This window comes from Bacillus sp. AFS017336 (genome assembly GCF_002555445.1).
GTDB lineage: Bacteria > Bacillota > Bacilli > Bacillales > Bacillaceae_G > Gottfriedia.
In genome coordinates, this window is the sequence record NZ_NUCO01000020.1 from 172,950 (window position 1) to 199,131 (window position 26,182).

Genomic DNA, 26,182 nt, shown 5'->3' on the forward strand with positions numbered 1-26,182 from the left:
CCCTTCTTTCATTCTTGCAAAGCAATATGATTAAAGTTTTACACTCAAATTAATTTTATGATCAATTTGAGACGCCGCTTTTAACGTATTATGAAGTAGCATTGTAATTGTCATAGGACCAACTCCACCTGGTACAGGAGTAATAAATCCAGCAATATTTTTTACATCTTCAAAATTTACGTCTCCACACAATTTGCCATTTTCATCTCTATTCATTCCGACGTCAATAACAATTGCACCTTCTTTAACATAATCAGCCGTAATTAATTTTGCTACACCAATAGCAACAATTAGAATATCAGCCTGCTTTGTAATATTTTTAAGATTAGTTGTACGTGAATGTGTATAAGTAACCGTTGCGTTTTCGTTTAAAAATAACTGCCCAACTGGTTTCCCTACAATATTACTACGACCAATAACAACCACATGTTTACCACTAATCGGAATATTTGTATTTTCAATTAATTTTAATATACCAAAAGGAGTACAAGGTAGTAATGAATCTTGATTAGTCATCATTCTTCCAATATTAATTGGATGAAATCCATCAACATCTTTTAATGGAGAAATCGTTTCAATTACTTTCTTTTCAGAGATATGAGCAGGTAGTGGTAACTGAACTAAAATACCATGAATTGCCTGATCATCGTTTAATTTGTTTACAACCGATAATAATTCATCTTCAGAAACAGTCTCAGGTAATTCAATTACTTCCGAATACATACCTAGTTCATTACATGCTTTGTGCTTCGAATTTACATATGTTCTTGAAGCAGAATTATTCCCAACTAAAACAACTGCTAAACCTGGTGTAACACCTTGACTTTTCAATTCAGAAACACCATTTTTTAAACCCTCACGAATAGATACTGAAATTTCTTTACCATTAATTAATGTTGCTACCATTTTAGTTTCCCCCTATGCATATAAACAATTATCTATTTAGAATTTTGATAATACCGCATTGATAAATTTACTAGAATCATCGTCACCGTAAATTTTTGCAATTTCAATCGCTTCATTGATTGCTACACTTTTAGGAACATCCTCTAAGTAATTTAATTCCACTAAAGCAATTCTAAGAATATTACGATCAACATTAGCTAAGCGATCAATCGTCCAACTTTCGACTTTTGAAGCTAACTGTTCGTCAATCACCAATTTATGATCAACAAAATTCGTTACGATCGCATCTAAAAATGCATCTTGTTTTTCTTCAGCTTCTTCTAATACATGCTCTAATGCTTCTGTTGCATTTGCCTCACTTAAATCCATTTGAAATAATGTTTGTAATGCAAGTTCCCTTGCTTTTCTACGTTTCATCAAAATAATAAACTCCTTTAAGCTAAATTCATCATTCGTTGCATAGGTAATAACGAATTCTAATTTGTATAGTAACACGTTATTTTACCACTTTTTTTAACAAGTTCCAACGACTGTATTCATTAACTCCAATTTTTATTATTATTAACGTTTCTAAGCAAACTCAATACTATAAACTGTTTTCTACATTTTAACTTAAAATCTCATAAAATAACAGAGTAATGTTTGTGTTTTTCAAAACTTTTTTCCTTTTTATTACTACTTCAAATGAATTATGAGCCAAAACACGAACATTAAACGAGTGCAAGGTGAGAAAACAAAGGTTAAGTGGAAACAGAAATGAATAGAAATGAATAAATTTTTTTCTCTTTTAACCTCTTCTTTTTTGCCATACCTACCGTTACTCCCCTAATTACTCCATTCATGTTCTAAAATGCTGTATAAAAATGTGTCCCTCCATCCATCTCTTAGTAATAAATCTTCGCGCATTTTTCCTTCCAAAGTTAGCCCACACTTTTCGAGTACTTTTGCAGATCCAATATTTCTAACATCACATGTTGCATAAACTCGGTGAAGCTTAAACTTTTTAAATCCAAATGAAATTATTTCTTTCGTAGCCTCGGTTGCAAATCCCATTCCCCAATAACTAGGATGAATGATATATCCAATTTCCCCGATTCGATTTTGTTCATCCCTAATATTAAACTCAATCGAGCCTATTAATTCGTCTGTTTCTTTTTCGATTATTGCAAATGCAAACCTTGTCCTATTATTTTTTTTCTGATCAACAAGTATCGTTCCAACAAACTCCTTTGTATCGTATTCAGTATTTGGTCCCCACGGCTGAAATTGACAAACCTCTTTTTGAGATGCATATTTATGTACTTGCTTCCAATCATTTTCCACAAACTCACGTAACGTTGTACGATTTGTACTCAAATTTCGAATCATTTTTCCACCTTTTTCTATTTTTATTTACATTTGAATTTTAACATATTTCAGAATTTTGAGATGAGTAGCACTTCATAAATTAAATGTTTTAGAATAAGAGATACAAAAATAAGTGTCACCACATAATGCATACTCCTATATTGATTGAAAACTGATTGATTTTAGATGGAGAACGTTGAAGATTTTATGTCGTGGCGGAAATAAGGGGGTATCTTAGCGTTGTTTTTCATTTGTTGATGAATAAATGATTCTTATTTATATGATTTCTTCAAAATTTAAGTAGGTTTTGATAGATTTAGACCAAGCTTGCTAATTTGACTATTAAAAGAGCTATTTTTGGTCAAATACAAAAGTGAAATACCCTAACCGGTATAGGTATTTTCTTATTTTAATTGCGATTGTAGGCATTTAATTGCGATTTTACAAATTTTTTTTGCAGTTTTGTTAATTTTAATTGCGGTTTTGCTTATTTTATTTGCAGTTTCTCTATTTTTATTTGCACTTCACTTTTTATTTGCAGATTCGAATCTTTTATTTGCACCCAATACACTTTTATTTGCAGCTTTAGGCCTCTTATTTGCACCAGATACTCTTTTATTCGTATGCCTCACACTCTTATTCACCTCGACATTTAATTGCAGTTTCGATCTCTTTATTTGCACCCTTTACTCTTCTATCTGCACCCCCACACTCTTATATCCACCTCGACACTTAATCGCAGTTTCGATCACCTTATTCGCATCAGATACTCTTTTATTTGCACCCCCACACTCTTGTATCCTCCTCAACATTAAATCGCACTTTCTGTCTTCTTATTTGCACCTGTTACTTCTCTAATTTGAACAGTCCGTATCCTTTATTTGCACCATTCAAACTCTAATCGTCCTTACACCTTCTACTTTTTTAATAATTGTTCCAATAAAAAAAGGATGCCACTAAAAGTGGACATCCTCTTTTTTCAAATATTAAAGTTCAATTGGAGCTTCTTGCTCTGGTTTCGTTTCAAATTGAACTCCTACAACATGAACGTTTACTTCAGATAACTCAAGACCAGTCATTGTTAATAGAGCTTGACGGATATTGTCTTGTACATTACCTGCTACTGTTGGGATTGACTTACCAAATTTAACTAGAATGTATACATCGATTGTAATTCGATCGTCTGATAAATCCACTCGGACACCTTTACCATGATATTTCTTACCGATAATTTCAGAAATACCTGATGCTAGGTTACCACGCATGCTTGAAACACCGTCAACTTCAGCAGCTGCAATACCAGCAATTACTTCGATTACTTCAGGTGCGATTTCTACTCGACCTAATGTCGCAGTACCCATTTCTAAAATTTGATTTTCATTCATACGGATCCCTCCACTTTATCCTTTAACAAGCGCATGCTCCTCAAGGAATTTAGTATTATACTTCCCTTTTACGAAGATTTCATTTTGCAATAAATTTAAATGGAATGGAATTGTTGTGTGAATTCCTTCTACCACAAATTCTTCAAGTGCTCTTATCATTATAGCAATTGCTTCTTCTCTTGTCTTGCCATGTACGATAACTTTCGCAATCATTGAATCATAATATGGCGGAATTGTGTACCCGCTATATACTGCAGAATCAACACGAACATTCGGGCCACCTGGTGGTAAATACGCAACGATTTTACCAGGAGAAGGCATAAAATTCTTAGCTGGATTTTCAGCATTTATACGACATTCAATAGACCATCCTTTTAGAGATACGTCTGCTTGTGTCATTTTTAAAGGATGACCTTTAGCAATCAATAATTGTTGCTTAATAAGATCGATACCAGAAATATATTCTGTTACGGGATGTTCAACTTGAATACGAGTGTTCATCTCCATAAAGAAGAAGTTTTTAGTATGTGGCTCATAAATGAACTCAACAGTACCTGCACCCCAATAATTAACTGCTTCAGCTGCACGAACGGCTGCGTGACCCATTTTTGCACGAGTCTCTTCGTCTAATACTGGTGATGGTGCTTCTTCTACTAATTTTTGAAGGCGTCGTTGAATAGTACAGTCACGCTCTCCAAGGTGAATCGTATTACCGTGTTCATCTGCTAAAACTTGAATTTCAACATGTCTAAAATCAGTAATATATCTTTCAAGATATACGCCTGGATTTCCGAATGCAGTTTGAGCTTCTTGTTGGGTAATTTGAATACCTTTTTCTAATTCAGCTTCATCTTTTGCTACACGAATACCTTTACCGCCGCCACCAGCTGTAGCTTTGATAATAACAGGATAGCCAATTTCTGCAGCAATTCTTTTACCATCTTCAATACTTTCAATAATACCTTGTGAACCAGGTACAACAGGAACTCCTGCTTCTTTCATTGTTTCACGAGCAACGTCTTTAGTACCCATTTTTGAAATGGAGTCAGCTGTCGGTCCAATGAATTTCACATTACATTCAGTACATAATTCTGCAAAACTAGCATTTTCAGATAAGAAACCATAACCTGGATGGATTCCATCACAACCTGTTAGTTTTGCAATACTAATGATGTTCGTCATATTTAAATAACTATCTTTTGATAATTTTGGACCTACACAATATGCTTCATCAGCCATTTGAACATGTAATGCTTCTTTATCTCCTTCAGAGTAAATAGCAACTGTTTCGATATTTAATTCTTTACATGCTCGAATAATACGAATGGCGATTTCTCCACGATTCGCGATTAAAACCTTTTTCATTTCTTCACCTTCTCTAGTAAAGTACTTTTGATTTTGTAGATACTTAAGCCTTTACCACGAATAATGGTTGACCGTATTCTACTAATTGACCATTTTTAGCAAGTACTTCAACGATTTCGCCTTCAATTTCAGCTTCAATTTCATTGAATAGCTTCATTGCTTCAACGATACATACGATTGAATCATTTTTAATACGATCGCCAATTGATACGTACTCTTTTGCATCAGGAGATGGCGATGCATAGAATGTACCTACCATTGGTGATGTAATCTTATGTAAGTTACTAGTATCTTCTTTTTCAACTACAGGAGCAGCAACTTCTGCAGCTGGTCTTTCTAATGTTGCAACTGGAGCAGCTGTAACAATTGGAGCTACTTCTTGGAGTACAACTGGAGTTGTTTGTGAAACAACAGTTGTTTGTCCACCTTTTTTAATTTTAACTATAGCACCATTATCTTCGAATTCGAATTCATTAATTGTTGATTGATCGATTAACTTAATTAATTCTCTAATTTCATGAATTTTCATTTCTGTTCACCCCTTAAGACATATAGTCTAATCTTATAACCTAATACTAAACTTTTCAACAAATTATTTTAAACAGGCAAATTCCTACTTATTTTTAGCCATTTTACTAGGAATATTTATTATATCATTCCTTATCTAAAATATTTTGGTATAACCTATTATAACAGGGAAAAGGAAAGACAGGAAGGGCACCGAAAATAGAATAGTCAAAATATTATGGTTATTCATTATATGCTTTTTAGAAAAATTAAAGAGCCAGCAGAATAGGTCTGCTGGCTAATACTTCTAAATTATTTAACTTGGAATTGTACTACAACTAATTTTTCTCCAAGAACACTTCTTGTCATTTGAATAATATCGTTTGCTGCTTTTCTACTTGCTTTAGATGAAGTTACATCTACTTTTACTTCGTCTTTGTCTGTACGAACTAATGCATCTTTATAACCTGCTTCTTTAATCATTGTTTCTACATCTGATTCTAATGCAGTTAATTTTTGAAGCTCGTTCATATTAGTAAATGCTACACTTTTTTCTTCTGCAGTTGCAGTTGCTGAGTCTACTGTAGCTTTATATTCATCGATTAATTGACTTCTTTGATCTTCTTGTTCCATACGTTGTTTTAGGAATACTTCACTAGTTGAATTTTCTTGAGAAGTTGTTTCTTTATCGCCTTGTTTAGAAGAATCAGATTTCTTAGTGTCTTTAGGAGTTGAGTCTTTAGGAGTTGAGTCTTTAGGAGTTGAGTCTAATGAACTTGTATCAGTATTATTATTCATGTCCATAAAACTTGTAGTTTTTAAATTATCAGGCGTTGTGACATAATACACTGATAATACAACAACTAAACTTAACATTGTTAATAACCAAATTGTTTGTTTTTTCATTTAAATTTTACCTTCTTCCTCTTATTTTTTTGGTAATACAGATACACGATAGCTTGGTACATCAAGTAATCGTGTTACAGCTTCTCGAATCATGCTTTTTACTTCAAGATTATCTGCGCCCTTAGCAATAACAAGTACTCCTCTAATTCTTGGCATTTCAGTTTCGACTATAACAGGTTCTTGTTTATCACCGTTATCTATAATGACTACTTGCTCTTCTTGAGATTGATCATCAATATTTCTTTTCCCGCCTTGTTTATCTGTTTCATCAGTTTCCTGAGTACGGTTTGTTTTATTTGTTTGATAGACTTTCTTCTCACTACCTTCAAGATTTACTTCTACTTTTACATTACTTACACCAGCCATATTATTTAAAGTGTCTGTTAACTGTTGCTCATATTTCCTTTCAAATTCTTCTATTTTGCTAGACGATGAATTTCCACCACCACTACCAAGAGTCTCAACAGCATTTTCATTCTTTGGTTTTCCACTAGTTTCAGTCGACAACGGTGAAATCATTGAATTCGTTTTTTGATTCGCATTTGAAAATAGACCACTTGCAAGCATCCAACAAATCCCGAGTCCTAGTAGGGCTAGTACATATTTTCTCGAAAATTTAAATGGACTTTGTCCTTTTTCAGAAGAGGTTTTATCATCGCCATTCCCTTTTAGAAAGTCTGCTAATTTTATTGGTGGAATCTTTTTCTTCATTTGTCATTACTCCCCTCCTTCCATTTTGACTTCAATTTGCTTGTCCTCAAGCTCCCATTTATTTGCTAAAAAAGTTTGTAACTCTTGTTGTTTAATTTTTTCATCGTCTGTCTGCACTGGTTGATCAGTATTGATTGAAACTTCTTGAACAGGTTCTACATTGCTTGTCTCATCTTTCTTCGGACTAACGTAAACGGTTACTTTAGATAGGTCCTGGGCCGTTTTTACTGTATTTACTCCATCTTTTACTTGTAAATCCACGTTTGTAATTACCTGTTCAAATTCTTTCGTAAAGCTTTTTTCAACTTCTTTTTTCATTTGGACAGCCATTTGTTTTAATATATATGCACGTTCTGCTTCTTGTATTTCACTTTTCTTATTATTTATTTCATTTTTTATTTCGTTATTCGCTTGATAAGTTGTAGATTGGTATCCAGCTAGAACTTCTTTAATATTCACTTTAAAAAGTTGAAAAATCGGTTGAAGCATCATGACGATTAATAATAGACTCGCAACAAATCGCACATATTTCGCTAAGCCGGAATTTGGAATTAACATCATAATAATCGTTGCAACTAATATATAGACGATAATATTTGATACCCAATGTATAAAGAATTCCATCTTTTCACCTACCTAAACATGACGACAATATTTCCTGCCGCTATTATTAATGTCATACTTAAGAAAAACATTAATGAAACAATCGATAAACAAACGAATAAATACGTTACACTTTTTCCGATCGTATCGATCGTGCTAATGATATTTTTACTACCCACTGGTTGAAGGATTGCAGCTGAGAATTTATAAATTAACGCTAAAACTAATATTTTAATAGCTGGGAAAACGATGATTGCTAAAAGTGTCACTAAACCTACAATCCCAACTGTATTTTTAAGTAATAAAGACGCACTAATAACTGTATCCGTAACATCAGCAAATACTTTCCCAACAACCGGAATAAAGTTACTTGTCACAAATTTAGCCGTTTTTACAGCTACTCCATCTGTTACTGCTGTCGTCATACCTTGTACACCTAAAACCCCTAAAAAAATAGTTAAAAAGATCCCTAATACACCAACTGCAACATTTCTTATTAAAGCTGCTAATTTTGTCACCTTTAACTCATCATTAATGATGCTTACAATACTTAAAATTGTTGATACGAGAATTAGAGGTAAGACAAAATACGTTACTAGTAATCCGCTTGTATGCATTAAAAATATTAAGATTGGGTGAAAGAAGCCAACGGATATTACGCCACCAGAGGTTGCAATTAAAGCTAGTAAAATAGGGATTAATGCTCTTAAAAAATCAATCATGACTGTAATTGCATCTTGCGTGGCTTGAGTTGCCACATAAAAGCTATTTAAAGCGAAAACTACTAAAACTAGAAAAACTACATTATCTGCAATTTTACTGATTGTACTTTTCTCAAAAGCATTTTGTAATGACTGGAGGAGTGAACTGAAAATGACTAGCATAATTAGGATTCCTAATATTTTCCCATTGCTTAATAACTCAAAAAATATATATTTACCAAATGCGATAAACCATTCTTGTATTGAAAATTTCTTTTCTCCCTTTACAAATTGGATAAAGTCACCTTTTTGACTTTCAGGTAAAAAGCCACCATATTTATTCACAACTTCATCCCAATATTGTTGAACATCATCGATCCCTAGCTTTTGTATTTGTTCATTTACGATTTCAGCAGGTGGAGGAGCAGCTTGTACATATTTTGGTACTAAAAAAAAGAAGGTAAAGAAAAGAAGAAAAACTGTTAATTTTTTGGCCATAATGTCCTCCTTCCCTTACGTTTAAGAAACTTTAGGTAAAAAGCTTAAGATTGTTTCAATTAATGCTGTCAAAATAGGAACTGCAAGTACCAAAATAAGGATTTTACCACCTAATTCAATTTTGGAAGCGATCGCACCCTGTCCAGCATCTTTTGTAATCTGTACTCCAAACTCAGCTATATATGCAATCCCAATGATTTTTAATAAAGTTTCAACGTAAATATTTTTTATATTTGCTTGATTTGCTAATTTTTGAATTTCATGCAGTAAGTATTGAACCTTATCTAGTAAAAATAAAAATAATACACAGCTTATAAAAACAGTTATTGCTAAATTGAAATTATTCATCTTAAATTGATTTAATAATAGAATGATAAATGTAGCGCATAATCCTATACCGACAATTTGGATGATTTCCATTACGCTTTCACTCCTAATCTAATGAAATAGAAATACATCCTTAACTTTATTAAAAAGATCACCAGCTTTTGTGATGACTTGTAAAAACACGATTATAAATGCAGTAATAATTGTCCAAGTAGCGAACTCTTCTTGTCCTGCTTTTTTTAAGACAGCGTGGATAATCGCAGCAATTACCCCAATTCCAGCTATTTGAAACATTAATGCATAATTTGTAATCAACTTAAACCCCTCCTACAAGAGTAATATAACGATTAAAATTCCACTTAAAACGCCTAGCATTTTTGACATCCGTTCATAACTAGCTTGCGAATCGATCGCTTCTTGTTCTTCTCTTTCTAAATGTTTTAATGCCAAAATAATTTGTTTTTGCTGTGAATATTTATCATGCATTCCAATCGTCTCACCAAACTGTAATAATACTTGGAGATCTGACTCTTTAATGGAGACTGTTTTTGCATATTTCATTAATGAACTTTCCCAGGCCTCTTTTGCTGTCAATGCGCTTGTCTCAAGTTGAGTTGCAAAATCCTGTAAACACCCATTAATCGGGCCTTTTAATTGACTAGAGATTCTTCGAAATGCTTCTTGCAGTGGCAATTGACTATACATAACCTCTGCTTCAAGAGATTGGAGAGCTAGTTTCCAACCCCTTAGTTCTTTTGTTCGTTCTGATAATCGACCTGCAAAATAAAATCCAAGCCAACTTGTTGAAAAGATGATAAAAAGCGCTCCAATCCATCTCATTTAAAGCACCGCCCTAGAATGAAATAAACTAGTGCAATTTTTATTTTTTATATCCGTTACAGTACCTGGCGAAGGAAAATTCGAAATTTCGATAAATCGCTCAAAAGTCGCATTTTGAAACAATGGTTGTAATGATGGCCGCTTCTTTATCTCCTCTAACGAGTAACCATGCACTGTTACAATTAATTGAACACCAGCAAAGATGGCCTCTAAAATCGCGTCAACATCTTCTTTTTTTCCTATTTCGTCTACAAGGATGACATGAGGACTCATTGACCTAACAAGCATCATCATCCCCTCAGCCTTTGGACAAGCATCTAATACATCGATTCTTTCACCAAATGTATATTGAGGAACCCCTTTTACTGAACCTGCTATTTCCGATCGTTCGTCAACAATCCCAACCTTACCAGGCCTAATTCCTCTTACGACATCACCTTGGCTAACGACTCTCGCAAAATCTCTTAGTAATGTTGTCTTACCTGCTTGTGGTGGGCCAATCAGCATTGTATTCTTCCATCTTCCTTCATAAACATACTTAACAAATGGATTAGCTATTCCAACTTTTTCTTTCGCAATCCGAAAATTATAAGAACTAATATCTCGAATCATTTTAACAAGTCCATTTTCAGTAACGACTCGACCAGCAAGCCCGACCCGATGTCCACCTTTTATTGTGATGTAGCCTTTTTTCAATTCTTCTTCAATTGTATAAATGGAAAACTGACTAAGCTTCCCAAGTATTTGGCTACCTTCCTCTTCCGTTAAAATATAAGGAATAAAGTTGGACTCATTATTAGAGATCACCTCAACCGGGCGTCCGACCCTTAGCCTTAGCTCCTCTACATAACGAAGGTCTCCATAAGAACGCTGTAACTTTTCTTTTAACAAAGTAGGAATTACATTGAAAACCTCTTCCATAAAGGTCACATCCTATCATTTAAAAACTGCTAATAATATTAAAAACACACCACATACTACTAAAACTAATCGAATAGGGTCTAATTTAGATGCAACACCTATAATTCCAATTGCCATCGTTGAAATCAGAATAATTGGACCAACAGTGGCCAAAACACTATTTACAGCTAAAGCCTTCTTAATATCGTTCAAATACAATATTGTAAAAGCTGCAATCAATTCCACACTTCCTCCAAAAACCCTAAGCATCCCCATACTCAAAACTGCTCGATCCATTGATTCAATCCAGTCCTTCATAGCTACACACCTTTTTTCAGTCTTTTTATTACTAATATGCTGAACATGTCCATTTCAGAAGACAAACATTAGTTAGAAGACATAAAAAAAGAGAGAAGTTTTCTAACTTCTCTCTTTAGAGTGGTGAATTATCAATATGTAAAGTAGCGACTAACAGGATCTACTCAGTAAATTTGGTGGTAGTGGATTCCCATTAATTTTTTAACTTCAGACCATTTTACTTTCTCATGAACACTTTATGAGTAACCTTTTTCGGGATTTCTGCTTTTTTTCTTACCCATGAACCTTTTATGAGTAACCTTTTTCGGGATTTCCACTGTTTTACTTACTCATGAACCCTTTATGAGTAACCTTTTTGGGGATTTCTGCTTTTTTACTTACTCATGAACCCTTTATGAGTAACCTTTTTCGGGATATCTGCTGTTTTACTTACTCATGAGCCCTTTATGAGTAACCTTTTTCGGGATTTCTACTGTTTTACTTACTCATGAACCCTTTATGAGTAACCTTTTTCGGGATTTTCGCTGTTTTACTTACTCATGAACTCTTTATGAGTAACCTTTTCCGGGATTTCCGCTGTTTTACTTACTCATGAACCCTTTATGAGTAACCTTTTTTGGGGATTTCTGCTGTTTTACTTACTCATGAGCACTTTATGAGTAACCTTTTTCGGAATTTCTGCTGTTTTACTTACTCATGAACCCCCACAGGATAGAAGACACTCAGGTCTCGCCCACCGAAAAAAGCAAGTAATAATCCACTGAACTTACTTCTCAAATATAATTAAAAAACTAGATAAACAAAAAAGATAATAACCATAATAACCTGCAAAATCGCTTTCGCTAACGAGCTGCTTATAAATGAAAGTACTGTAGCCCAGGCAGATTTGATTGATTCTTTCGTATCCTTACCTTGTAATTTTTCTGCTACAAAAACAGAAATAAACGGGACAATGATTAAGCCAAACGGAGGAAAAACAAACGAACCAACGATTACAGCTAAACAACCTACTCTTTCACCTGTTTTTGTACTCCCATATTTTTTAAGAAAATATGCATTCGCTAGAAAATCCGCTAAAAAGATAACTGCTGTAAAAATCACCATTATGATCCAAAAAGACAGATTTAAATTACTTTTATTAATACCAAAATAATATATTAAAAAACCTACCCATAAAACAGGAACACCAGGAATAATTGGTTTGATTAACGCAATAAACGCTAAAGCAAAACAAATGATGATCAATGCCCAAAGAACGATTGATGTAACCATTTTCATCACCCTTACTTATTTAAATTTGTTAATACGAAAAAGAGACACTTCATAAATAAGTGCCTCCAATTTTTATATTTATTAATTAAGCTTTTGAACGTGAAACATAGCTAGCTTCAGTAGTGTTAATAATTAATAATTCACCTTCATTAATGAAGATTGGTACTTGAACTACTAAACCTGTTTCCATAGTAGCTGGTTTTGTAACGTTTGAAGCTGTATCACCTTTGATACCAGGTTCAGTTTCAACTACTTTTAAGTCAACTGTATTTGGTAATTCAACACCTAAAATTTCACTTTCAAAAGTCATGATATAAACTTCCATATTTTCTTTAAGGAATTTTAATTCACGTTCAATGTTTGCTTCTGGTAATTCAATTTGTTCATAAGACTCATTGTCCATGAATACATGTTGGTTACCGTTAGCATATAAGTATTGCATTTTACGGTTTTGAATATGTGCTTTTGCAACTTTCTCACCTGCACGGAATGTTTTTTCTTGAACAGCACCTGTGCGTAGATTACGAAGTTTTGAACGTACGAATGCAGCACCTTTACCCGGTTTAACGTGTTGGAAGTCAATTACTTGCCAAAGGCCACCGTCAGTTTCAATTGTTAAACCCGTACGAAAATCGTTTACTGAAATCATTAAAATATCCTCCTAAAAAATGAAATGGTCCTAATAATATGTATCGTGTAAAAAAAGAACCATTTCGCTTACCATGAATTTCTTTTACAACTTTATATCATAAAGTAAAATACACATTTTGTGTAGTTCTATTTTCTAATCTAATGAAAACTTATAGTATGATTAGATTTTTTGGTGAAGACATTAAGTTTTCGTTACCACCAGTTTTAACGATTAAATCGTCTTCTATACGAACTCCACCTAAATTTGGAATGTAAATACCAGGTTCGCAAGTTACGATCATATTTGGCTCTAATACTGTATCAGAACGGAATGAAACTCCAGGTCCCTCATGTACTTCAAGTCCAATACCATGACCTGTACCATGTCCGTAATATTCTCCATAACCTTTTTCTGTAATATAATCACGAGTTAAAGCATCCGCTTCTTTACCTGTAATTCCTGCCTTAATTCCGTTAACACCGCGTAATTGAGCTTCAAGAACGATTTCATAAATTTTCTTTAATTCATCTTTAGGCTCACCAACAGATACAGTTCTAGTCATATCTGAAACATAACCTTTATAGTATGCACCAAAATCTAATGTTACAAAGTCACCGATTTCAATTACTTTCTCAGATGCTACACCATGTGGAAGTGCAGAACGTGCACCAGAAGCAACAATTGTATCAAAAGATGATGAAGTTGCACCTAATTTACGCATGAAAAATTCTAATTCATTTGATACTTCTAATTCTGTAACACCCGGACGGATAAATCCTAAAATATGATCAAAAGCAGATTCTGCAATTTTAGCAGCTTCTTTAATAATTGAAATTTCTGCATCAGTTTTAATTAAACGTAATTTTTCAATTAATCCGCTTACTGGCACTAATTCAGCTTTTACAACTTTGCGATATGAACCGAATTCTGTAAATGTAACATAATCTTGTTCAAATCCAAGTTTTGAAACTCCTAATTTTTCAGTTAATGCAGCAACTTCTGCAGGAATAGAACCTTCATGTTTTACAATTTCATAGCCAACACATTGGCTAGTAGCTTGCTCAATATAACGGAAATCAGTAATGAATAAAGCTTTGTCCTGAGTTATTAAAGCAACACCTGCAGAACCTGTAAAATTCGTCATATAACGTCTGTTGTATGTACTAGTAATTAATAATGCGTCTAAACCTTTTTCTACTAAAGTCTCACGTAACTTGTTAATTTTTTCCATTATTTTTCTCTCCCCTACTAATCTTTTGTAACGCACTTAACCCTAAATCATATCCATACACACCTAATCCTACGATTTGTCCTACAGTAACTGCAGCTAAAACTGAAGTATGTCGGAACTCTTCTCTCTTATGTATATTTGAAATGTGTACTTCAATCGTTGGAACAGTAATACTAGCAATTGCATCACGAATTGCATAACTGTAATGAGTAAATGCGCCTGGATTAAAAAGAATCCCATCATAGACATTATTTGCCGCATGAAGTTTATCGATTAAATCACCTTCATGATTAGATTGAAAGCAATCAATTGTATCTCCATTTTCATGTGCTAGTGATGATACATGATCCTCAATATCCTTTAATGTAGTTGAACCATAGATAGAAACTTCTCTTTGACCGAGCATATTTAGATTAGGTCCATTTAACAATAAAAACTTAGCCATTTAAAAGTCTCCACCCATCATTTCAGCATATTTATCCCAAAAACGCATATTTTGGAATACCCAAGCTTTATTTTATCATAGGCCAGACTATTTTGAATAGCCACGCAAATATGTCTTTTGTTCTTGAAATGCAAATGAAACAGAATATCCAATAAATGTTCCGTATAAAATGAATACACAGATAGTTGTAACTGTTGTATCAGATGAATAATCCTTAACTGCTTTTAAATCAAATGCTATTTTACCGAGCACGATAAAAACAATGACCCAAAGAATTAATCCAAAAAATATTCCCGGAAGAACACCAGTAAACCTTTTACCAATAAAGTAAAATACAAATGCGATTATAATTGAAATGATTCCAATTCCTACAATTGAAATGAGGTTTTCTATGTAACCATGTGCCCATTTTCCAAGCTTAATTTTTTCTAAAACAAAATTCGGACCAATTTGAGTAAAATCAAAATAACTAAGAACTAACAAAATAGTGGACCAAAATACCCCACCAAAAAAGCCAATACTTACGATCTTATTAAAATTCGTATTTCCATTAGAATCTCCTTGCCCACCCTGAACTTGATTCTCAGCCGGAGTTTGGTCTGGGTTTGGATTTTGTTCCTGGTTTTGATCTTGACCTTGGTTTTGATCTTGACCCTGCTTTTCTTGTTCTTTATTCTCTTCTTGCTCTTTATGCCCTTTGTCCATCTAACATTTCCCTTTCCATACATTGCTAAATATCTTACTGTATTATGTCCAACAAAGAAATTTTTAATGTGAATCTGATTATTTATTTGAAAATTAAAAATATTTAAATTATTATTTTTATTTTCCTACTTCTTATACTTGCACCTTTATAATGCTTACATTTACAATAGATATAAATAGATAAATACAAGTTTAGGTTGGTGCAACATGAGAGAGAAGAATAAAGCAGTATATGGGGGTCAAGCAATCGTTGAGGGTGTAATGTTTGGTGGCAAAACACATACAGTCTCTGCAATACGCAGATCAAATGATGAAATACAATATTATGAAGAACCGATACATATAAATCGGACAATGCAAAAATTAAAAAAAATTCCATTTGTCCGTGGTGTAGTCGCGATTGTTCAAGCAAGCATCAATGGATCTAAGCATTTAAACTATTCCACTGATAGATATGGTGTTGATCCAAAAGATGATGAAAAAATAGCAATTGAACGTGAAAAACAAAAAGGTAAACTTGCAACTTACCTTGGGCTTTCATTACTTGCCGTTTTATCATTTTTAGTTGGAAAAGTTATTTTCACACTTGTGCCCGTTCTACTAGCAGCAACATTGAAACCAATATTCGAAACCGATTTTCAACAAGTCGTAATAGAAAGTATTTTAAAACTAGGTTTTCTGTTAATTTATATTTATTTAGTTTCGTTAACTCCATTTATTAAAAGAGTATTTATGTATCACGGTGCCGAACATAAAGTAATTAACGCATTTGAAAACAATATACCTTTAACAATTGAAGGCGTTCAATCACAATCACGACTACATTATCGTTGTGGTAGTAGTTTCATTCTATTTACTGTAATTGTTGGCATGTTTATTTACTTCTTAGTTCCAACAAGCCCACTTTGGTTAAGGATTGTAGATAGACTTTTATTAATTCCAGTTGTAATAGGCGTATCATTCGAAGTTTTACAATTAACAAATAAAGTTCGAAACATTCCAATATTAAGATGGGTTGGCTACCCAGGATTATGGCTTCAATTATTAACGACAAAAGAACCTACTGATGATCAAGTTGAAGTATCGATCGCCTCTTTTAACCGACTGATGGACATGGAAAAAAATAACATCAGATAATTGACAGAATTTTATAAAAAATATCAACTTATTGGATAAAATGTAATAAACTATAAGAAACCATATTTTTTCTAATACAATTAATAACAAATTTACTCTTCACTTAGGAGGTGCTTAAAGTGAATCAAAAAGTGTACACATCAATATTTTATGGAATCATTGCATTAGCACTTTTTGGCTTAATTGCTCAGTTGATACACGAACCAGCAAAAATATTACAAAGGTTTTTGTTTATAGGATTAATCCTTTTAATTCTTTATTTTATTTATAGAGTTTTTACCTCTTCAAACAGTCAAAGAAGCCAACAGGATTCTTATCGAAAGGCTGCAAAACAAACGATAAAAAAATATAACACACAAAAATCAAGTCCGATAAAAAAATCGATGAACAAATCAAAGCCCACTTCAAGAAAAAGTACCTCCAGCCCTTTATTAAAAAAACGAATAAAGGATTCGAGCCACTTAACTGTGATTGAAGGTGAAAAGGGCAAAAAGAAAGACCGTGCTTCCTACTAAGCACGGTCTTTTTATTTATTCGAATTCGATTGTTGCTCTTCATTCGATTTTTGGATATATTTTAATGCTTCAATTCGCTCTTTATCTTCTTCAAAGTATTGAACTAATTCTCCAATTCGATCAACCGCTTCCCAACTCATATGGTGTTCCATTCCTTCAACATCTTGATAGATTAATTTTTCATCAACACCAATAATACGTAGGAATTGCTCAAGTAAAACATGGCGATAAACAAGCTTTTTCCCCATTTTTTTACCTTTTTGCGTTAAGATAAGTCCTCTATACTTTTCATAAATTAAATACTCGTCTTTATCAAGTTTTTGAACCATTTTGGTCACCGACGATGGGTGTACTGATAAGGCTTCAGCAATATCAGAAACACGAGCATACCCTTTATCTTCAATTAAAAGGTAAATTTGTTCTATATAATCTTCCATACTAGGTGTGGGCATGTTCTTCCTCCAATACAGTAATTCAAACTTTTATCCGTTACAATAAGCATCAGTTAAAATGATACAATACATATGCCAAAAGAGCAATTAACATGAACTAGAATCGATAGATAGTCCTACTGTATAAGAATATGTCAAAAATAAAAAGAGTGTACCTATTAATTAGATACACATTTAAGTAAAATATTGAATTTCACCATTCGGAAAATATTTATTTATATAGCTGGAGATTGTCTCTTCGATTGAAGCAGCCTCTTCCTTTTGATAAACATATTTTCCAATTCCGTATTTCCCCCATTTATATTTCCTTTTCTCTTCATCCATCTCAAGCTTCGTATTAGGATACCTCTCTAAAATCACTTTTTTTGCAGGCTTAGTAAAACGATGCTGAATTAGCTCAAACGTCATTTTCTCATCGGCCAATTCACCTAATGCATCCTTCAACCGAATAAAGAGCTCTTCATAGCCCTCTTCCCACTCATCATGCATATAAATAGGTGCCACTATAAAACCAAATGGATAACCTGCATGCGCAACTTTTTTCGCAGCTTCTATTCTCTCATCAAAAGAACCTGTGCCAGGTTCAAAATTTTTAATAACATACCTAGAATTTATACTAAATCTAAATGTTGTTTTCCCATTATGTTTTGCATCGAGTAAATGATCAACATGTGGAAATTTCGTTACAAATCGTAAACGACCAAACTCAGTTTGTCCAATAAATTCAATTGTTTTCTTAAGCGAGTGAGTTAAATAATCAATCCCTACTATATCCGAAGTACACGCTGCCTCAAACCTTGTAATCTCAGGCTCCCGCTCCTTCATATATTTTTCTGCTTGTGCGAAAATATCCTCTAAATTAACATAAACCCTAATATACGGCTTTGAACCAAGAGTAGTTTGTAAATAACAATAATGACAATGTCCCATACAACCTGTAGCAAGTGGAATAGCATACTCCGCAGAAGGTTTAGAAGTCTCGAATTTTAATGTTTTACGTAATCCAACAACTAAAGTTGATTTTGCAATACGATACTTTTCAATATCATTCTCACCAGGTAAATTACGAATTTGATTATGGGAAGTCGTTTCTCTAATATCTAGCCCCATTTTCTCAAATTTCTCTTTTAACTCCCTACCTAAAGGATACTCTAAAGCTTGAGGCTCAAAATAAACAAGTTTTGGTACAAAAGGTTTCATCCAATCACCCCTTCTCCACGTTATTGCTTAGTATTGACCCCAATTAAAAATAAAACATTGGAAATGGTAGGAAGCTCATTTTGATGTTCTTTTATTATTTGTAGCGCACCGCTTGGGGTTTAAGGGTTATTTTTGTTTTGTAAGCTGTTTGCATATGAAAACAACTGCATTACATGTATTTTTTAACTGATTTGCAAATTTTTAAAGTAATACTAAATGTTTTTCTTTAAAATGAACCGATTTTTCTTCAAATTACACTTAAATCGGCCATTCAAATAAATTTTAAAGGTCAAGATGACTTGATTTAAGTACGAATCACACTGCAATACCCTAAGGGGTATGGGTATATTTTTGTTTTATTTGCACTTTTATCATTTTTAATTGCGATTCTCGGATTTTATTTGCATTTTTCCTATTTTTAATTGCACTTTCGCCCTGCTTATTTGCACTTCATGTTTATTTGCACTTCATTGTTTATTAGCACTTATTTCACTGGTATTTGCGTTCAGCTGGTTTTATTTGCTGCTTTGTCCTTTTTATTTGCTCTTATCACTTTTATAATTGAATCTCCAGGTTAATTTGCACCATTGCCCTGTTACCCCTTTAATCCCCACAAAAAAAAGAAAGCCAAAAAGGCTTTCCTCAAAACTACCTATTACATATAAAATTATTTACGTAAGTTCCATTCCTCAGTGCTATACTTTGTAGCTAGTAGGTCTTGAACTTCTTTTTCTTGTGCTTCTGTTAATTCATATGGAACTAACTCAATGTCTAGTCCAATTTCAAATCCTTTTTCAAATGCTTCGTATAGATCCGCCATTGTTTTTGGAGTTGCACTTTCTGCATTAATCCAAGTTGCGCGATCTAAGAATCTTTTCTTCATTTTCTCTTTTACGGCATCTGAAGAGAAAATGTATAGGTCATATAGCATATCAACATCAATATTTAATGGAATTGACCCGTGTTGAAGAATTGAGCCTTTTTGTCTAGTTTGAGCACTTCCAGCAATTTTTTTATCGTTCACTACGACTTCATACCAAGATGGAGCATCGAAACATACTGCACTTGCTGGGTTTTTAAGTTGATTTTTTTCTTCAGCAGTTTTTGGTACTGAAAACGATGCATCTAGATCTAGAAGCTTGTACCCTTCCAAAATTCCCATTGAAATAACTCTATATGCTTCAGTTACTGATACAGGCATATTCGGATAGCTTTCTGGAACGATTACACTATAAGTTAGTTCTTCATGATGTAGTACACTTCTACCACCAGTTTGTCGTCTAACGAAGTCACCATTGTATTTTTTTAATGCATCTAAACTAATTTCTTGATTCTTTTGGAAATAACCAATTGTGACAGTAGGATTTTCCCATTCATAAAAACGTAAGGTTGGTAGAAAGCCTTCTTCACTTTGCCATTTAATTAAGCATTCATCAAGTGCCATATTATAGCTACCAGATTTCACTCCACTATTAATAAAGTTCCACTTAGTCTTTGCCATGTTGATAAACTCCTCTTTTTTGTTTAAAATTTTACTTTTTTAATGAAAGTTTCTTGCACAATCCTATTAGAGAATTATAATAAGATAAGTAGGTAATTGAAAGGTGATGAAAAATTTGAATCAGTTTTTACCAGTAATTTTTGTCGTACTAGGTATCATTGTATACTCAACAGTAATGTATTTCTACCAAAAACGTTTAATTAAAACGTTAACTGAGGAAGAATTTCGTGCTGGCTTACGTAAAGCTCAACTAATTGACTTACGCGATCAAGAAGATTTTAAGAACGGCCATATATTAGGTGCTCGTAATATTCCGTTCGCACAACTAAAAACGCGTTCAAAAGAAATTCGTAGAGATCAGGCAGTATATTTATACGATCAAATGGGCGTTCGTCCTGGACAAGCTGCACGTATTTTACGTAAACAAGGCGTAATGGAGCTTTACCAACTTAAAGGCGGCTTCAAGCTTTGGTCTGGTAAAGTAAAAAAAGGCTTATAATCTACATTTAATGTAAATAAAAAAACTACTTCATTATAGGAAGTAGTTTTTTACGTTTATGTAATTATTACATATGCTTATTCTTTTTGAGTTTTCGGTTTACTATATTTTTCACCTTTTGTATCAATCTTAATTGATTCGATTACTACAGGAGTTACAGGTTTTTCCATTGAATCTACTTCAACTTCATCGATTTTTTTAACAATATCGATTCCTTCAATCACTTTACCAAATGATGCATATTGTCCATCAAGGTCTGGTGTATCATTAGCCATTATGAAAAATTGACTACCAGCACTATTAGGTTCACCAGTTCTTGCCATTGATAATACACCTGTTGTATGTTTTAAATTATTTTTAAAACCGTTTGATGTAAATTCCCCTTTAATAGTATATCCTGGACCACCGTTACCAGTTCCCTCTGGATCTCCACCTTGAATGACAAAATCTCTAACAACTCGATGGAACGTTAAACCATTATAAAACCCTTTGTTTGCTAGTGAAATGAAATTATCTACTGTATTTGGCGCAATTTTAGGATATAATTCAGCTTTAATGACACCATAATCCTTTACAGTTATCGTTGCAATTGGGTTTTTCACATGCTTATTCCCTTTTGCAGTCTTATCATTATTGTTACCACATGCGGCTAATAAGCTAATCGTTAATACAAGACAGCTTATTAAAATTGCTCTAAAAGATCTTTTTAACATTTTTACTTCTCCCCTCTTTCCATAATTATAGTTTACCAAATTTGACCACTTATTTTCTACGGTTTCAAAAAATTGGGAATTTTTACACAGATAGACAACTTCCGATAAATTTAATGAAAATTCGCCGACTGGATCGATTTAAGGTTAAGACAGACATATAAAATTGGAAACCACATCGATTTTCTTCATCTTTCCCTATTTAGAGTTCTTACAGTACAAAAAAACTACTATCCATCTTTAAATGAATAGCAGTTTCCTTTTTAATTTACACAACTTTTTTCGATCGTTCTTCGATATTGTTTTTACTAAATGGAAACCACCAATTCCATTTTCCAAATAACTGCATTAAGCTTGGAACTAAGACTAAGCGAACGATTGTAGCGTCCAAGAATATAGCTATTGCGATACCGATTCCCATTTGTTTTACCGGTACCATATCAGTAAAAGCAAATGCTCCAGTTATAACGATCATAATGGACGCTGCTGATGTAATAATACGACTCGTCGATACTAAACCTTCTCTAGTCGAATAAGTATTATCTCCAGATTCATAATATAACTCTTGCATTCTTGACATTAAAAATACTTCATAGTCCATGCTTAAGCCAAAAACTAATCCAAAGACAAACACTGGTAAAATCAACATAATATCAGATTGAGGTAATCCAAATTTCCCACCCTGGAATAGCCACGTAATAATTCCAAAAGTTGCACTTAGTGATAATACATTCATTAGTATTGCTTTGATTGGGATGATAATTGACCTAAAAGCAATCATTAATATGATGAAAGTACTTACCATAATGACAAGTAAACCGTATAAAATATTATCTGTAATCTCATCAAATAATTCTTGTTCGAATTTAACTTGACCACCTACAGTATAGTTAAGGCCTTCAATTTTTCCTTTATATTTATGCTCAAAATCTCGTACCCATTGCTTCCCTTTTTCTGATTTCGGATTAGAATTCAGGAAAACTTGTATATATGTTTTATTATTTTTAATATAAGCATCAATCGCTGGCTGAATTTTTGAAGCACTAGGAGTTTTTAAAGCAGGTAATACTTGCTTTGCATCTAAATTAACTGCATTCAACACGCTTTTTACTTCATAAACATTCTGATCTTTTTCAAGTTTTTTCTGTATGTTTTCTAAGGTGTTTAAATGATCTTGATTTAAGAAATCATCTTTAGATGCCAATACGATTGAAATTGTCCCATGCTTTTGAGCTTCTGGAAGAAACGCTTTTTGATATTTTTCATAATTAATTCGCGATGCTGCATCCTTCGGTAATGCGTCAATCGTCGGTATGTTTAAGTGCACATCTCTAATTGGAATGACAAAAAGACCTAATATGATTAACGATGTTAGAGCCATAATGACTGGTCTTTTCATAACGAAATTTGCAAATTTTCTCCAAACTGCTTGTTGTTGGTCTTGGCTTCGATTCGCAATCGATTTTAGCGTACCTTTATTAATATTTTTACCAAGAGCTGAAAGTACAGCTGGTAGTAATGTTAATGATAAAAATAAACTAACTAAAACTACAACTGCGCCACTGATTGCAACACTTCTAAATAAATCAATATTAATGAAATAAAGTGCCGATAAACCTATAAATACACAGATTCCAGAAAAAATAATCGCTCTGCCGGCTGTTGCAAATGTGACACTAATAGCTTCCTTCACTGTTGAATGATTCTGTAATTCAGTTTTATAACGACTAACGAATAGCAGTGCAAAATCGATTGATAGTGCTAATCCAATCATCGGTGCAACATTTAATACAAAGATTGACAATTCAATATGTTTTCCAATAAAGGCTAATATACCAAAAGTACTTAAAATACTAATCATACCAATAATAATTGGAATAGCAGATGCAACTAAACTTCCAAATGCAAAAAATAGTACAATAAACGCAATTGGAACACCAATCATTTCAGCCTTCTTTAAGTCTTTTTGACTAGTTTTATTCATAACATCACTAATGATCGTAAATCCAGTTGTACCTATTTTCACAGAATCATCTGACAAGGACTCTACTTTTTTTGCAAATTTATTATTTAGATCAACAAGCTTATCATGGTCCTTTTCATTGTATAAAAAAGATAAGTAAGCGATATTCTTCTTTTTCATACTTGGATTATTTAGAGGATGATGAAATTGTGCTATATTCTTTTCTTTTTGAACTTCTTTAACGACACGTTCAATTTCAGATTGGAATTTAGCATCGGTTACCCCTTTATTCCGTTCAAGAATTATGATTAGTGAGTCGGGTGATTGTTCAAATTCTTTTTCCAATACATTCTTAGCTTTTTCATATTCCCCAGGTGTTCTAAATCCATCCCCATCCAAAATGCCCGGTAAATGTTTAGAATAGACACCTAAAAAAATTGAAATCACGGCTAATATTGCTATGATAAAATATCGAAGTTGATATATCGAACGACCCACCTTTTTCCAAGCACTATTTTCATTTACTGTACTTTTCATCTTTCCACTCCTTATTTACATATCCTACCAATATTTTATCAAACTTTAGTGTAAATTCGCCTATTTATTTTATATTTTGACATAAGAATTTTTAAAGAAAACTCGCAAAAATTGATGGACCTTAAAGTGAAGACCGAGTCGTAAGTGTAATTTGTGTGACTACGACGAGTGTCCTTCTTAACTGCATATTTATTCTTTCTTAAGATGATAAAAAAACGCCCAAAATATAAATCAAATTGATTTATATTTGAGCGCTAAAATTTTGAAACAAATATAGCAACGATTATGCCTAATATTGCACCGACAACAACTTCATATGAAGTATGACCTACTAATTCATTTAATGCTTTATAATTTTTTATTCTCCCATGAAAAAAATCATTTAATAACTTTGCATGTTTACTAACTGCAAGTCTAACCCCAGAAGCATCATACATAATAATCGTCGCAAAAATCGCTGAGATTGCGAAAGTAACATTTTCAAAGCCTTCTGTTAACCCTACACTCAGTGCTAATCCTGTCACCGTAGAAGAATGTGAACTTGGCATACCACCAGAGGCAAAAAACTTAGATATATCAAAGTCCTTTTCTTTAAACAAATGAATAATAACCTTTAAGAACTGTGCAATAAACCACGCGATCACCGCTGAAACCAATGGTTCGTTATGAAGTATCGACAAAACGTACCTCCTCTAAATACAAAAAATTATTATTCCATTATTATCTTCCTTAAGTAATTGTATATTCACCAACTTTGTAAAAGAACTGATATTTAAGTCAGAAATAAGGAATTCGTAATCTGGGCAATAGTAGCGTAGTATAAAATATTCCACTTGCATTTTCTGACTTTAATGTTCTATCTCATTGACTTGAAATTCTTGCCTTTAACGATCGCCCCTAAATTTTTTTAATAAATTATCATTTTTCAAATTGACAATTCATACAATTCTGATAGACTTAGTTGTAATTAATATCTAGGAGGAAGCCCATGAGCCAAGCCAACGACTTAAAACCCATCATTGAGGTCGTGGAATCGTTACTTAGTGGTTTAAAATTTGGAACAATCACATTAGTCGTTCAAGATGGGAGAATTATTCAAGTAGAAAAGCAAGAAAAAATACGATTAAAGTAAAATGTGTTCCTGCTGACTAGAAAAACTAGAGGCAGCTCAAGTCTACGAAACTGTAGATTTGGGCTGCCTTTTTCTTTTTAGGATAACTTGAATGGAAATAAACTTTCTTTTGAAAAAGATCGGTTTTCCGCTCTACTCTCTTTAGTCAATTGGAGGAAAGAAAATGAAGTTTGAAAATTGGAATGAGAAAAATATTCCTAGCTTTTCGATTGATAATGAAACTAAAGGTGCACTTGAAGTACTTGAGTGGGCTTACAAAACCTATGGTGATGAGCTAATTTATGCTTGTAGCTTTGGTGTTGAGGGAATCTTATTAATTGATTTAATTTCAAAAGTTAAGCCTGATGCAAAGATTGTATTTTTAGAGACCGGCCTACATTTTAAAGAAACATATGAATTAATAGACCGTGTCCAAGCAAAATATCCACACTTACAAATCGAAAAGAAAACACCAAGTCTTACTTTAGAAGAACAAGCAAGCATTCACGGAGATGAGCTATGGAAGCGTGAACCGAATAAGTGCTGTAATATTCGCAAAATCCTACCTCTTCAAGAAGCTCTAAAGGGTGCTCCAGCTTGGATCTCAGGCTTAAGAAGGGAACAATCACCTTCTAGGCAGAATACAGAATTTCTTAATCTAGATCAAAAGTTCAATTCAATAAAGGTTTGCCCCTTAATTCATTGGACTTGGAAGGAAGTTTGGCGATATGTATATTACAAAAACCTTCCATATAATCCATTACATGATATAGGTTATCCGAGCATTGGTTGTGAGGTTTGTACATTGCCTGTTTCGAACTCTTCAGATAGTCGTTCTGGACGTTGGTCAGGAACAAATAAAACAGAATGCGGTTTACATGACTAGTTGTCTTATTAGATGCTAAAAAACTAAATTTTATTCTTACTAACTATTAAATTAGGAAAATATAAGGAGTGTT

31 protein-coding genes are annotated in these 26,182 nt (G+C 33.2%); 5 read left to right on the forward strand and 26 right to left on the reverse strand.

Annotated elements, in window-relative coordinates; genetic code table 11:
* Positions 1 to 30: 30 nt before the first annotated feature.
* The 20 genes from folD to CN601_RS11045 all read right to left on the reverse strand — a co-directional run bounded on the left by folD (position 31) and on the right by CN601_RS11045 (position 15,598).
* Positions 31 to 906: a bifunctional methylenetetrahydrofolate dehydrogenase/methenyltetrahydrofolate cyclohydrolase FolD gene (gene folD, locus CN601_RS10950; protein ID WP_098120081.1), complete on the reverse strand. Its 876-nt coding sequence runs from the start codon at positions 904 to 906 to the stop codon at positions 31 to 33.
* A 36-nt stretch (positions 907 to 942) separates the two neighbouring features.
* Entirely contained in the window at positions 943 to 1,323 is a 381-nt protein-coding gene (gene nusB, locus CN601_RS10955; RefSeq protein WP_098120109.1) for a transcription antitermination factor NusB, read from the reverse strand.
* Between the two features lie 408 nt (positions 1,324 to 1,731).
* Entirely contained in the window at positions 1,732 to 2,274 is a 543-nt protein-coding gene (locus tag CN601_RS10960) for a GNAT family N-acetyltransferase (RefSeq protein ID WP_098171057.1), read from the reverse strand.
* A 965-nt stretch (positions 2,275 to 3,239) separates the two neighbouring features.
* Complete coding sequence (locus CN601_RS10965) at positions 3,240 to 3,638, reverse strand: Asp23/Gls24 family envelope stress response protein (protein ID WP_098120079.1); 399 nt, start codon at positions 3,636 to 3,638, stop codon at positions 3,240 to 3,242.
* Between the two features lie 15 nt (positions 3,639 to 3,653).
* A complete protein-coding gene (gene accC, locus CN601_RS10970) occupies positions 3,654 to 5,003 on the reverse strand; it encodes an acetyl-CoA carboxylase biotin carboxylase subunit (RefSeq protein ID WP_098120078.1) in 1,350 nt (449 codons plus the stop codon).
* A 43-nt stretch (positions 5,004 to 5,046) separates the two neighbouring features.
* Entirely contained in the window at positions 5,047 to 5,532 is a 486-nt protein-coding gene (gene accB / locus CN601_RS10975; protein ID WP_098120077.1) for an acetyl-CoA carboxylase biotin carboxyl carrier protein, read from the reverse strand.
* Positions 5,533 to 5,822: 290 nt separating this feature from the next.
* Positions 5,823 to 6,416, reverse strand: a complete 594-nt coding sequence (locus tag CN601_RS10980) for a SpoIIIAH-like family protein (RefSeq protein WP_098171058.1) — start codon at positions 6,414 to 6,416, stop codon at positions 5,823 to 5,825.
* Between the two features lie 21 nt (positions 6,417 to 6,437).
* A complete protein-coding gene (gene spoIIIAG / locus CN601_RS10985; RefSeq protein ID WP_098171059.1) occupies positions 6,438 to 7,127 on the reverse strand; it encodes a stage III sporulation protein AG in 690 nt (229 codons plus the stop codon).
* Between the two features lie 6 nt (positions 7,128 to 7,133).
* On the reverse strand, positions 7,134 to 7,751 hold the full coding sequence (spoIIIAF, locus tag CN601_RS10990; protein WP_098120074.1) for a stage III sporulation protein AF: 618 nt from the start codon (positions 7,749 to 7,751) through the stop codon (positions 7,134 to 7,136).
* An 8-nt stretch (positions 7,752 to 7,759) separates the two neighbouring features.
* Positions 7,760 to 8,929: a stage III sporulation protein AE gene (gene spoIIIAE, locus CN601_RS10995; RefSeq protein ID WP_098120073.1), complete on the reverse strand. Its 1,170-nt coding sequence runs from the start codon at positions 8,927 to 8,929 to the stop codon at positions 7,760 to 7,762.
* A 21-nt stretch (positions 8,930 to 8,950) separates the two neighbouring features.
* Positions 8,951 to 9,349: a stage III sporulation protein AD gene (gene spoIIIAD, locus CN601_RS11000; RefSeq protein WP_179865521.1), complete on the reverse strand. Its 399-nt coding sequence runs from the start codon at positions 9,347 to 9,349 to the stop codon at positions 8,951 to 8,953.
* Between the two features lie 18 nt (positions 9,350 to 9,367).
* Complete coding sequence (spoIIIAC, locus tag CN601_RS11005) at positions 9,368 to 9,571, reverse strand: stage III sporulation protein AC (protein ID WP_373604971.1); 204 nt, start codon at positions 9,569 to 9,571, stop codon at positions 9,368 to 9,370.
* 12 nt (positions 9,572 to 9,583) lie between these two features.
* Positions 9,584 to 10,096: a stage III sporulation protein SpoIIIAB gene (spoIIIAB, locus tag CN601_RS11010; protein WP_098120072.1), complete on the reverse strand. Its 513-nt coding sequence runs from the start codon at positions 10,094 to 10,096 to the stop codon at positions 9,584 to 9,586.
* Positions 10,097 to 11,017 carry a stage III sporulation protein AA gene (spoIIIAA, locus tag CN601_RS11015; RefSeq protein ID WP_098120071.1) on the reverse strand — a complete coding sequence of 307 codons (921 nt, stop codon included), beginning with the start codon at positions 11,015 to 11,017 and terminating at the stop codon, positions 10,097 to 10,099.
* A gap of 15 nt (positions 11,018 to 11,032) precedes the next feature.
* Positions 11,033 to 11,314, reverse strand: a complete 282-nt coding sequence (locus CN601_RS11020; RefSeq protein ID WP_216854064.1) for a YqhV family protein — start codon at positions 11,312 to 11,314, stop codon at positions 11,033 to 11,035.
* Positions 11,315 to 12,097: 783 nt separating this feature from the next.
* Entirely contained in the window at positions 12,098 to 12,586 is a 489-nt protein-coding gene (locus CN601_RS11025) for a DUF456 domain-containing protein (protein ID WP_098171060.1), read from the reverse strand.
* A gap of 85 nt (positions 12,587 to 12,671) precedes the next feature.
* A complete protein-coding gene (efp, locus tag CN601_RS11030; protein WP_098120069.1) occupies positions 12,672 to 13,235 on the reverse strand; it encodes an elongation factor P in 564 nt (187 codons plus the stop codon).
* 151 nt (positions 13,236 to 13,386) lie between these two features.
* Positions 13,387 to 14,448 (reverse strand): M24 family metallopeptidase, encoded by a 1,062-nt coding sequence (locus CN601_RS11035; protein WP_098171061.1) that lies wholly within the window; start codon positions 14,446 to 14,448, stop codon positions 13,387 to 13,389.
* Positions 14,435 to 14,893, reverse strand: a complete 459-nt coding sequence (aroQ, locus tag CN601_RS11040; RefSeq protein WP_098120067.1) for a type II 3-dehydroquinate dehydratase — start codon at positions 14,891 to 14,893, stop codon at positions 14,435 to 14,437. Before aroQ ends, CN601_RS11035 begins: the two co-directional genes overlap by 14 nt.
* Positions 14,894 to 14,980: 87 nt before the next feature.
* On the reverse strand, positions 14,981 to 15,598 hold the full coding sequence (locus CN601_RS11045) for a YqhR family membrane protein (RefSeq protein WP_098171062.1): 618 nt from the start codon (positions 15,596 to 15,598) through the stop codon (positions 14,981 to 14,983).
* A gap of 207 nt (positions 15,599 to 15,805) precedes the next feature.
* Between CN601_RS11045 and CN601_RS11050 the strand changes: the two genes are divergently transcribed.
* Entirely contained in the window at positions 15,806 to 16,735 is a 930-nt protein-coding gene (locus CN601_RS11050; protein ID WP_098171063.1) for a DUF1385 domain-containing protein, read from the forward strand.
* A 119-nt stretch (positions 16,736 to 16,854) separates the two neighbouring features.
* On the forward strand, positions 16,855 to 17,250 hold the full coding sequence (locus CN601_RS11055; RefSeq protein WP_098120064.1) for an SA1362 family protein: 396 nt from the start codon (positions 16,855 to 16,857) through the stop codon (positions 17,248 to 17,250).
* Between the two features lie 11 nt (positions 17,251 to 17,261).
* On the opposite strand, the gene mntR is transcribed toward CN601_RS11055, so the two are convergent.
* The 3 genes from mntR to CN601_RS11070 form a co-directional block, all read right to left on the reverse strand.
* Complete coding sequence (mntR, locus tag CN601_RS11060; protein ID WP_098120063.1) at positions 17,262 to 17,702, reverse strand: transcriptional regulator MntR; 441 nt, start codon at positions 17,700 to 17,702, stop codon at positions 17,262 to 17,264.
* A gap of 174 nt (positions 17,703 to 17,876) precedes the next feature.
* Complete coding sequence (splB, locus tag CN601_RS11065) at positions 17,877 to 18,902, reverse strand: spore photoproduct lyase (RefSeq protein WP_098171064.1); 1,026 nt, start codon at positions 18,900 to 18,902, stop codon at positions 17,877 to 17,879.
* Positions 18,903 to 19,569: 667 nt separating this feature from the next.
* The gene (locus CN601_RS11070; protein WP_098171065.1) at positions 19,570 to 20,403 is read right to left on the reverse strand and encodes a lipoate--protein ligase family protein; all 834 of its coding nucleotides are present in this window, start codon (positions 20,401 to 20,403) and stop codon (positions 19,570 to 19,572) included.
* Between the two features lie 106 nt (positions 20,404 to 20,509).
* Between CN601_RS11070 and CN601_RS11075 the strand changes: the two genes are divergently transcribed.
* On the forward strand, positions 20,510 to 20,902 hold the full coding sequence (locus CN601_RS11075; RefSeq protein ID WP_098120106.1) for a rhodanese-like domain-containing protein: 393 nt from the start codon (positions 20,510 to 20,512) through the stop codon (positions 20,900 to 20,902).
* 77 nt (positions 20,903 to 20,979) lie between these two features.
* Here the strand turns inward: CN601_RS11075 and CN601_RS11080 are convergent, their stop codons facing one another.
* From CN601_RS11080 to CN601_RS11090, 3 genes are all read right to left on the reverse strand, one after another.
* A complete protein-coding gene (locus CN601_RS11080; protein ID WP_098171066.1) occupies positions 20,980 to 21,615 on the reverse strand; it encodes a peptidylprolyl isomerase in 636 nt (211 codons plus the stop codon).
* 265 nt (positions 21,616 to 21,880) lie between these two features.
* Positions 21,881 to 24,112, reverse strand: a complete 2,232-nt coding sequence (locus CN601_RS11085) for an MMPL family transporter (RefSeq protein WP_098171067.1) — start codon at positions 24,110 to 24,112, stop codon at positions 21,881 to 21,883.
* A gap of 254 nt (positions 24,113 to 24,366) precedes the next feature.
* The gene (locus CN601_RS11090) at positions 24,367 to 24,792 is read right to left on the reverse strand and encodes a divergent PAP2 family protein (protein WP_098120058.1); all 426 of its coding nucleotides are present in this window, start codon (positions 24,790 to 24,792) and stop codon (positions 24,367 to 24,369) included.
* 308 nt (positions 24,793 to 25,100) lie between these two features.
* On the opposite strand from CN601_RS11090, the gene CN601_RS11095 reads away from it, so the two are divergent.
* Complete coding sequence (locus CN601_RS11095) at positions 25,101 to 25,244, forward strand: YezD family protein (RefSeq protein ID WP_098120057.1); 144 nt, start codon at positions 25,101 to 25,103, stop codon at positions 25,242 to 25,244.
* 163 nt (positions 25,245 to 25,407) lie between these two features.
* Positions 25,408 to 26,109, forward strand: a complete 702-nt coding sequence (locus CN601_RS11100; RefSeq protein ID WP_098171068.1) for a phosphoadenylyl-sulfate reductase — start codon at positions 25,408 to 25,410, stop codon at positions 26,107 to 26,109.
* Positions 26,110 to 26,182 lie beyond the last annotated feature (73 nt).

Coding starts and splice junctions, on each gene's coding strand:
- folD (WP_098120081.1), bottom strand. CDS start 906: ATGGTAGCAACATTAATTAATGGTAAAGAAATTTCAGTATCTATTCGT.
- nusB (WP_098120109.1), bottom strand. CDS start 1,323: ATGAAACGTAGAAAAGCAAGGGAACTTGCATTACAAACATTATTTCAA.
- CN601_RS10960 (WP_098171057.1), bottom strand. CDS start 2,274: ATGATTCGAAATTTGAGTACAAATCGTACAACGTTACGTGAGTTTGTG.
- CN601_RS10965 (WP_098120079.1), bottom strand. CDS start 3,638: ATGAATGAAAATCAAATTTTAGAAATGGGTACTGCGACATTAGGTCGA.
- accC (WP_098120078.1), bottom strand. CDS start 5,003: ATGAAAAAGGTTTTAATCGCGAATCGTGGAGAAATCGCCATTCGTATT.
- accB (WP_098120077.1), bottom strand. CDS start 5,532: ATGAAAATTCATGAAATTAGAGAATTAATTAAGTTAATCGATCAATCA.
- CN601_RS10980 (WP_098171058.1), bottom strand. CDS start 6,416: ATGAAAAAACAAACAATTTGGTTATTAACAATGTTAAGTTTAGTTGTT.
- spoIIIAG (WP_098171059.1), bottom strand. CDS start 7,127: ATGAAGAAAAAGATTCCACCAATAAAATTAGCAGACTTTCTAAAAGGG.
- spoIIIAF (WP_098120074.1), bottom strand. CDS start 7,751: ATGGAATTCTTTATACATTGGGTATCAAATATTATCGTCTATATATTA.
- spoIIIAE (WP_098120073.1), bottom strand. CDS start 8,929: ATGGCCAAAAAATTAACAGTTTTTCTTCTTTTCTTTACCTTCTTTTTT.
- spoIIIAD (WP_179865521.1), bottom strand. CDS start 9,349: ATGGAAATCATCCAAATTGTCGGTATAGGATTATGCGCTACATTTATC.
- spoIIIAB (WP_098120072.1), bottom strand. CDS start 10,096: ATGAGATGGATTGGAGCGCTTTTTATCATCTTTTCAACAAGTTGGCTT.
- spoIIIAA (WP_098120071.1), bottom strand. CDS start 11,017: ATGGAAGAGGTTTTCAATGTAATTCCTACTTTGTTAAAAGAAAAGTTA.
- CN601_RS11020 (WP_216854064.1), bottom strand. CDS start 11,314: ATGAAGGACTGGATTGAATCAATGGATCGAGCAGTTTTGAGTATGGGG.
- CN601_RS11025 (WP_098171060.1), bottom strand. CDS start 12,586: ATGGTTACATCAATCGTTCTTTGGGCATTGATCATCATTTGTTTTGCT.
- efp (WP_098120069.1), bottom strand. CDS start 13,235: ATGATTTCAGTAAACGATTTTCGTACGGGTTTAACAATTGAAACTGAC.
- CN601_RS11035 (WP_098171061.1), bottom strand. CDS start 14,448: ATGGAAAAAATTAACAAGTTACGTGAGACTTTAGTAGAAAAAGGTTTA.
- aroQ (WP_098120067.1), bottom strand. CDS start 14,893: ATGGCTAAGTTTTTATTGTTAAATGGACCTAATCTAAATATGCTCGGT.
- CN601_RS11045 (WP_098171062.1), bottom strand. CDS start 15,598: ATGGACAAAGGGCATAAAGAGCAAGAAGAGAATAAAGAACAAGAAAAG.
- CN601_RS11050 (WP_098171063.1), top strand. CDS start 15,806: ATGAGAGAGAAGAATAAAGCAGTATATGGGGGTCAAGCAATCGTTGAG.
- mntR (WP_098120063.1), bottom strand. CDS start 17,702: ATGCCCACACCTAGTATGGAAGATTATATAGAACAAATTTACCTTTTA.
- splB (WP_098171064.1), bottom strand. CDS start 18,902: ATGAAACCTTTTGTACCAAAACTTGTTTATTTTGAGCCTCAAGCTTTA.
- CN601_RS11070 (WP_098171065.1), bottom strand. CDS start 20,403: ATGGCAAAGACTAAGTGGAACTTTATTAATAGTGGAGTGAAATCTGGT.
- CN601_RS11075 (WP_098120106.1), top strand. CDS start 20,510: ATGAAAAATTTGAATCAGTTTTTACCAGTAATTTTTGTCGTACTAGGT.
- CN601_RS11080 (WP_098171066.1), bottom strand. CDS start 21,615: ATGTTAAAAAGATCTTTTAGAGCAATTTTAATAAGCTGTCTTGTATTA.
- CN601_RS11085 (WP_098171067.1), bottom strand. CDS start 24,112: ATGAAAAGTACAGTAAATGAAAATAGTGCTTGGAAAAAGGTGGGTCGT.
- CN601_RS11095 (WP_098120057.1), top strand. CDS start 25,101: ATGAGCCAAGCCAACGACTTAAAACCCATCATTGAGGTCGTGGAATCG.
- CN601_RS11100 (WP_098171068.1), top strand. CDS start 25,408: ATGAAGTTTGAAAATTGGAATGAGAAAAATATTCCTAGCTTTTCGATT.